The following is a 6,760-nucleotide window of genomic DNA, read 5'->3' on the forward strand; positions in this document are numbered from 1 at the left end:
GGGCAGGGCCGCGCGAGGGGCGGGCGGATCCTTGAGGAGGGCGCGGAGTTCGCGGACCTCCTGTTCGAGGGCCCGGTGGCGCTGGTGGGCGTCGTAGAGGTAGCGGACCTTGGTGCGCAGGGCCCAGGGGTCGACGGGTTTCATGACGAGGTCGGCGACGCCGAGGGTGAAGGCGGCGGAGGTCATCTCGGGGTCGGGGCCGAAGCCGGTGAGGAGGAGGACGGGGATGTGCTGGGTCTGCTCCAGGCGGCGCATGTAGCGGACGACGTCCAGGCCGCTGACGCCGGGCATGCGCACGTCGAGCAGGAGGAGGCCGACCCTGCCGCGGAGCACCTGCTTGAGCGCCTCGTCGCCGCTGGTGGCGCGGGCGAGCCGGTAGCCCAGCGGGGCCAGGGCGCTCTCCAGCGCGTACAGCGTGTCCTCATGGTCGTCGACGATGAGGATCTCGGCATCCGACGGCATGGCCCGACGTCCCTCCCGCGTGGGACAACCAGCTTATGACGCAGACGATGACGGGGCGTGCCCGTCGGCTGACATGGAGTGCACAAGCGGTGCACAGCGCAGCATGGCCCCGAACTCGCCCCGCTGTCACGCCCCTTACCGGACGTGCGAGGTCAGTTCGCCGTGGGTGAACCGCCGTTCACGGCGTCCTCCGCGATGCGCTCGTGGTGGCGGATCACCTCGGCGATGATGAAATTCAGGAACTTCTCAGCGAACGCCGGGTCCAGCTTGGCGCTTTCGGCCAGCGCGCGGAGGCGTTCGATCTGGCGGGCCTCGCGGGCCGGGTCGGCGGGCGGCAGCCGGTGGGTGGCCTTGAGGAAGCCGACCTGCTGGGTGGCCTTGAAGCGTTCGGCGAGCATGTGGACGACGGCGGCGTCGATGTTGTCGATGCTGTCGCGCAGCCGGGCGAGCTCCTCGCGCACGGCGGGGTCGACGTCACCGGTTCCGTTGGTGCTGGTGGTCATGGGCGACCACCCTACGTGGCGTGCGACCACTCGATGTTCGGCCCCTATATGGCGTGCGCCTATGTGGCATGCGCCCCCTCGCTCATCGAACCCACGCGGCGTGCGGCCCCTCGATCATCGGACCCATGTGGCGTGCGGCCCCTCGATCATCGGACCCATGTGGCGTGCGGCCACTCGATCATCGGACCCATGTGGCGTGCGCCCACTCGCTCATCGGACCCACGTCGCATGCGCCCACTCGCTCATCGGACCCACGTCGCGTGCGGCACTTCGATCATCGGCCCTATGTGGCGTGCGGCCACTCGATGATCGGTGGATCGGCCGGATCGGGTACCTGGTCGCTCCAGCCGCCGGGGACGGCGCGGCCCTGCTGGGCGCGGAAGCGGACGGGTGGCATGCCGACGCGGCGGGTGAACAGGCGACTGAAGTAGGCGGGATCGTCGTAGCCGACGCGGCGGGCGACGGCGGCGACGGGGAGTTCGGTGGCGGCGAGGAGTTCCTTGGCGCGGCCCAGGCGGATGCCGAGGAGGTAGTCCTTGGGGCTGCATCCGGCGCCTTGGCGGACGGCGGCGCGCAGGGCGGCGGGGGTCATGCCGTGCCGGGTCGCGTGGTCGGCGACGGTCAGCGGCAGGCAGGCGTCCCGGGCGAGGGCCTGGAGCACCGGGTCGCCGTCGGGGGCGAGGTCGGCGCGGGCGCGGCGCAGGGCGACCAGGAGTTCGTGGACGGCGGCGCCGGTCTCCACCTCCAGGAGGGGGTTGCCGCGCCGCGCGGCGCGGGCCATGCGCCCGATGACCGCACGGGGTCCCGTCGCGTCCGAGAGGGCCACCACGGGCCGCTCCGGCTCGATGTAGCCGAGTTCGGTGTACGTCGTCGTCGCGGGCCCGGTGAAGTCGACGAACCCCTCGTCCCAGCCGCCGCCGGGGTCGGGCGCGTAGTGGTGCGGCACCCCGGGGGTGAGCCACAGCAGCGCGGGCGCGGTGACGGTCGTACGGCGGCCGTCGGGGCTCAGGTACCAGCCGCCGCCCGCGCTGATCACGACGGCGACGTGGTGGTCGAGGGTGCGGGGGCCGACGGTGGGCAGGGCGCCGTACTGGAGGCCGACGCCGAGGCAGGCGAGGCCGAGGCGGTGGTGGGCGGGTGTGGGCGTGAAGAAGCGCATCCAGGTGTGGTACATCGGCGCCCCTCCCCCTCTCCGATCTCTCCCGCGTTCCATCCGTCCAACCACCGGTGATCTTTGTCCATGGACGTGATCGGCGCCAAGGGGTGAGAGTCGTCGGTATGAGTGAGTTCACGGTGGGCGACAGGGACTTTCTGCTGGACGGGCGGCCGGTGCGGCTGTTGTCCGGGGCGCTGCACTACTTCCGGGTGCACGAGGCGAGCTGGGGGCACCGGCTGGCGATGCTGCGGGCGATGGGCCTCAACTGCGTGGAGACGTACGTCCCGTGGAACCTGCACGAGCCGGCGCCGGGCGACTTCCGGGACGTACAGGCGCTGGGCAGGTTCCTGGACGCGGCGCGGGAGGCGGGCCTGTGGGCGATCGTGCGCCCGGGGCCGTACATCTGCGCGGAGTGGGAGAACGGCGGGCTGCCGCACTGGCTGACGGGCGAACTGGGGGCACGCGCGCGTACGCGTGACGAACGCTTCCTGGGTCACCTGGGGCGCTGGTTCCGCCGACTGCTGCACGAGGTCGTGCCCCGCCAAATCGACCGCGGCGGCCCGGTGATCATGGTGCAGATCGAGAACGAGTACGGCAGCTACGGCTCCGACGCGGTGTACCTACGGCGCGTGGAGGAGCTGTTGTGCGACGAGGGCGTCACCGTCCCGCTGTTCACCTCGGACGGTCCCGAGGACTTCATGCTGAGCGGCGGCTCGGTCCCCGGTGTCCTCGCGACGGTGAATTTCGGGTCCCACGCGCGCGAGGCCTTCGAAGCGCTGCGCCGGCATCGCCCCGAAGGGCCGCTGATGTGCGCGGAGTTCTGGTGCGGCTGGTTCGACCACTGGGGCGGCGAGCATGTCGTACGCGATGCCGAGGACGCGGCGGACGCGCTGCGGGAGATCCTGGAGTGCGGCGCGTCGGTCAACCTCTACATGGCGCACGGCGGCACCAACTTCGCCGGCTGGGCGGGCGCCAACCGGGGCGGCGGCGCCCTGCACGAGGGCCCGTTGGAGCCCGACGTGACGTCGTACGACTACGACGCGCCGATCGACGAGTACGGGCGCCCCACGGACAAGTTCTGGCGCTTCCGCGAGGTGCTGGCCGCGTACGCGGACGGCCCGCTGCCCGAACTGCCGCCCGCACCCGCGCCGTTGGGCGCCCCGGCCGAGGTGAGCCTGACGGGCTGGGCGCCCCTGGCCGACGTACTGGAGGCACGCGGTGGGCCGGAGACGGAGGGCCCGGTGCCGCCGACCTTCGAGGAACTGGACGTGGACCGCGGAATCGTCCGCTACGAAGTGACCGTTCCGGGACCGCGCGCACCGTATCCGCTGATCGCGCGCGGGCTGCGGGACTTGGCTGTGGTGTACGTCGACGGGGAGCGGGCCGGGGTCCTCATGGAGGGCGACGAGCAGCTCAAGGAGCCCGTCGCGGGGCACGCGCGCGTGGAGCTGTGGGTGGAGTCCCTGGGGAGGGTCAATTACGGGCCGCGGCTCGGGGAGGCGAAGGGGATCACCGGGGGGCTGTTGCACGAACGGCAGTACCTGCACGACGTACGCGCGCGTGGGCTGCGGTTGGACGCGCTGGACGACATCGAGGGGGTTCCGTTGCGGGAGGTGCGCGAGGTGCGGGAGCTGTCCTCGGACGGCTCCCCCGGGCTGTACCGCGGCACCGTCGAGGTGCGCGGCGCCGGGGACGCCCTGCTCGAACTGCCGGGCTGGACGCGGGGGTTCGTGTGGGTCAACGGGTTCAATCTGGGGCGGTACTGGTCGGCGGGACCGCAACGGGAGTTGTACGTCCCCGGTGCCGTCCTGCGGGAGGGTGTGAACGAGGTGTGGGTGCTGGAGCTTCAAGAGGCGCCGCCCCCTTCGGAATTCGCCCTCGCGCTGAAGGGTCTCTAGAGGACTGCTGAAGGGTCTGTAGAGGGCCGAGGGATCATCGGGCGACGGGTACGGACCCGATCTCGACCACCCGCGCCCAGTCGGGCGGTGTGTCCGGCACGTAGTCGGGGTCGTCCTCGGCGTACTCCCCGGTCTCGTACCGGCGTGGGAAGAGCCCGACCACCGTCCGGCACGGGGGTCGGGTGTCCGGCCAGCTGGTCTGGCCGTCGGTGAGGACCACGACCGCGTCGGGCCGGGGCTGGGTGCTCAGCGCCTTGGCGAAGCCGGTGCGCAGGTCCGTACCGCCGCCGCCCAGCAGGGGAATGCCCTCGGCGCGGCACAACGGGTGCGCGACCTGGGCCGCCGCGTCGCACGGCACCACGGTGACCAGGTCGCGGCGGCCGCCCACCGCCCTTGCGATCGCGGCGACTTCGAGGAGCGCGCTGCCCAACTCGGCGTCGCTGACCGACCCGGAGGTGTCGATGACCACGCACACCCGGGGCGGTCGGCGGCGCAGGCTCGGCAGCACGACGCCGGGCAGCGACACCGAACGGCGCGAGGGCCTGCCGTAGACGTAGTCCTCGCCCGCGCCGGGAGCGGAGACCGCCGAGCGGACCGCCGCGCCCAGCAACTGCCGCCAGGGCTGCGGCGGATGGAACGCCTCCTCCGCCCACCGCCGCCATCCGCTGGGGGCGCTGCCGGGGCGGCCGGTGATGCCCTGCGCGACCCGGAAGCGGACGGCGTCGCGCTGCTGCTCGCTGAGCCCGTGCGCACCGTCCGCGCCCAGGTCCCACTCCCGGTCCAGCCCGTCGGCGCCGCTGCCGCAGTCCAGCCACGCCAACTCCTGGATGCGCGGCCCGAGTTGGAACCAGCGCAGGTAGTCCTCCATCAGGTTCCCGACGGGCAGCCCCAACGCCCCCGGCAGGACCGCGCCTTGGGGAACGACCAGGCCGTCGCCGAACACGTCGTCGTTGATCTCGAAGTCGGCGGCGATGTTCATCCGCAACCGCTCCCCCGGGCCGGTCAGTCCGCGCTCGCGGGCGACCCGGTCGCTGCGGCCGTGGTGGTCGCGGAGCAGGTGCGACACCTCGTGGACCCAGACGCCGGCCAGGTCCTCGACCGTCGTCCGGTCCACGAAACCCGGCGAGACGTAGCAGCGCCAGTGCCGGTCGACGGCCATCGTCGGCACGTGCCGCGACGCGACCGTGTGGAGCGCGAACAGGGCCGTGGCGAGGTAGGGGCGGGCCCGGGCGGCGTAGAGGCGGGCGGCGAAGAGCTTGTCGAGATCGAGGGCGAGGGCGAGATCGGGGCCGGTGCCGGGGCCGGGGCCGGTGGCCGTGTCCGCGGTCATCGGCGGGCCTTCGTCGCCTCGGCGGCGCGGTCCGCCCGCTGCGAGAGGGTGACGACTCCGGCGAGTCGCTCGATGGACGCGGGCACGTCCCAGTCCTCGCGGCGCAGCGAGGCGAGGGTGGTCGCGGGGACGACGACCAGGTCCGGGGCGCCGGTCTCCAACGCGCGCACCAGCAGCGCCCAGGCCGCGTCCCAGCGGGCCCGGTCGGGACGGTTGCGGACGGCGGCCACCACACCGTCGAGCACGGCCTGGCGCAGATCCCCGCGCGCGGGCAGCTCACCGGCCGTCGGATCGGCGAGGAAGATCTCGGGGTCGGGAAGGTCCATACGGTCCACACTCGCGAGCAGTTCGAGTCCGGGACCGTCCCCCACCGTGCCCCTGACCAGCAGGGACAGCACCTCCCGCGAGGAACGGGCCGCCGTCGCGAACGCGATCAGGCTCATCGCCATCTCCCAGCTCCGGGGCGACGGCCAGGCGCCGCCGCGCCGCGTCTCGTTGCTGGGCAGTTGGTGGACGAGCTTGGGGCGCCCGGTGAGCAGCCCGCACACCGCGCGGCGCGCGAAGTCCACGGCCTCGGGCAGCTGCTCCGGGTCTAGCCGGGGCAGGGTCGCCCGGGGCCAGGTGCCACCGAGTCCGCGTACGACGACCTCGTGGTCGTGGGTCCACTGAAGGTGCACGAAGCGGTTGGCCAGCGGCGGGCTCAACTCCCAGCCGTCGGCCGCCGAGGACCGCGGATTGGCGGCGGCCACGATCCGCACCCCGGACGGCAGCCGCAGGGCGCCGATCCGCCGCTCCAGCACCAGCCGCAGCAGCGCGGCCTGCACGGCGGGCGGCGCGGTGGACAACTCGTCCAGGAACAACAGCCCCCGGCCCGCCCGTACGAGCCGTACGGCCCAGTCCGGCGGGGCCATCGGGACGCCCTGCTCGGCGGGATCGTCGCCCACGACGGGCAGCCCGGAGAAGTCGGACGGCTCGTGCACGCTGGCGATCACCGTGGTCAACGGCAGGTCCAGGGCGGCGGCGAGCTGCGTGAGCGCGGCCGTCTTGCCGATACCCGGCTCGCCCCACAGCAGCACGGGGAGGTCGGCGGCGACGGCCAGGGTCAGGGCCTCCAGTTGGGTGTCGGGGCGAGGTTCGGTGGTGGTGTCACGCAGGAGGGTCAACAAGTCCTCGGCTACGTCGAGTTGGGCGGGTGAGGCGCCTTCTCGCTCCTTGCCGTACTGCACGGCCTTGTCGAGCGAGGCCCGGCCGATGGCGCGGATGACGGGCGTGAACCGCATGCCGACCGATCCCCGGAAACCCACCCGCTGCGCGCCATGCACAAGGCGCTCGGCCGCGTCGGTCGCGGACGCCGTGGCGCTCGGAGTCGCGGTGTCGGTCGAACCGGTCTCCGTACCGGTGTCGGTTCCGC

Annotated in this window: 6 protein-coding genes; 1 reads left to right on the top strand and 5 read right to left on the bottom strand. The window is 73.0% G+C overall.

Annotation, left to right across the window (positions count from 1 at the left end; translation table 11 throughout):
• The 3 genes from ACNFOC_RS48610 to ACNFOC_RS48620 all read right to left on the bottom strand — a co-directional run.
• Positions 1-462 (bottom strand): response regulator (locus ACNFOC_RS48610; protein ID WP_416965409.1); only part of this gene is annotated, 462 nt, incomplete at its 3' end.
• A 152-nt stretch (positions 463-614) separates the two neighbouring features.
• Entirely contained in the window at positions 615-965 is a 351-nt protein-coding gene (locus tag ACNFOC_RS48615; RefSeq protein ID WP_019062236.1) for a chorismate mutase, read from the bottom strand.
• Positions 966-1,248: 283 nt separating this feature from the next.
• Positions 1,249-2,139: a helix-turn-helix domain-containing protein gene (locus ACNFOC_RS48620; protein WP_416965410.1), complete on the bottom strand. Its 891-nt coding sequence runs from the start codon at positions 2,137-2,139 to the stop codon at positions 1,249-1,251.
• Positions 2,140-2,243: 104 nt separating this feature from the next.
• On the opposite strand from ACNFOC_RS48620, the gene ACNFOC_RS48625 reads away from it, so the two are divergent.
• Entirely contained in the window at positions 2,244-4,019 is a 1,776-nt protein-coding gene (locus tag ACNFOC_RS48625) for a glycoside hydrolase family 35 protein (protein WP_416965411.1), read from the top strand.
• Between the two features lie 34 nt (positions 4,020-4,053).
• On the opposite strand, the gene ACNFOC_RS48630 is transcribed toward ACNFOC_RS48625, so the two are convergent.
• Entirely contained in the window at positions 4,054-5,349 is a 1,296-nt protein-coding gene (locus tag ACNFOC_RS48630; RefSeq protein WP_416965412.1) for a vWA domain-containing protein, read from the bottom strand.
• Complete coding sequence (locus tag ACNFOC_RS48635) at positions 5,346-6,629, bottom strand: AAA family ATPase (protein WP_416965413.1); 1,284 nt, start codon at positions 6,627-6,629, stop codon at positions 5,346-5,348. Before ACNFOC_RS48635 ends, ACNFOC_RS48630 begins: the two co-directional genes overlap by 4 nt.
• Positions 6,630-6,760 lie beyond the last annotated feature (131 nt).

This window comes from Streptomyces colwelliae (assembly GCF_048158785.1).
GTDB lineage: Bacteria > Actinomycetota > Actinomycetes > Streptomycetales > Streptomycetaceae > Streptomyces.

What these genes read in the sequence shown, in the direction of transcription:
- ACNFOC_RS48615 (WP_019062236.1), bottom strand. Translation starts at nt 965, where the DNA reads ATGACCACCAGCACCAACGGAACCGGTGACGTCGACCCCGCCGTGCGC.
- ACNFOC_RS48620 (WP_416965410.1), bottom strand. Translation starts at nt 2,139, where the DNA reads ATGTACCACACCTGGATGCGCTTCTTCACGCCCACACCCGCCCACCAC.
- ACNFOC_RS48630 (WP_416965412.1), bottom strand. Translation starts at nt 5,349, where the DNA reads ATGACCGCGGACACGGCCACCGGCCCCGGCCCCGGCACCGGCCCCGAT.
- ACNFOC_RS48625 (WP_416965411.1), top strand. Translation starts at nt 2,244, where the DNA reads ATGAGTGAGTTCACGGTGGGCGACAGGGACTTTCTGCTGGACGGGCGG.
- ACNFOC_RS48635 (WP_416965413.1), bottom strand. Translation starts at nt 6,629, where the DNA reads ATGCGGTTCACGCCCGTCATCCGCGCCATCGGCCGGGCCTCGCTCGAC.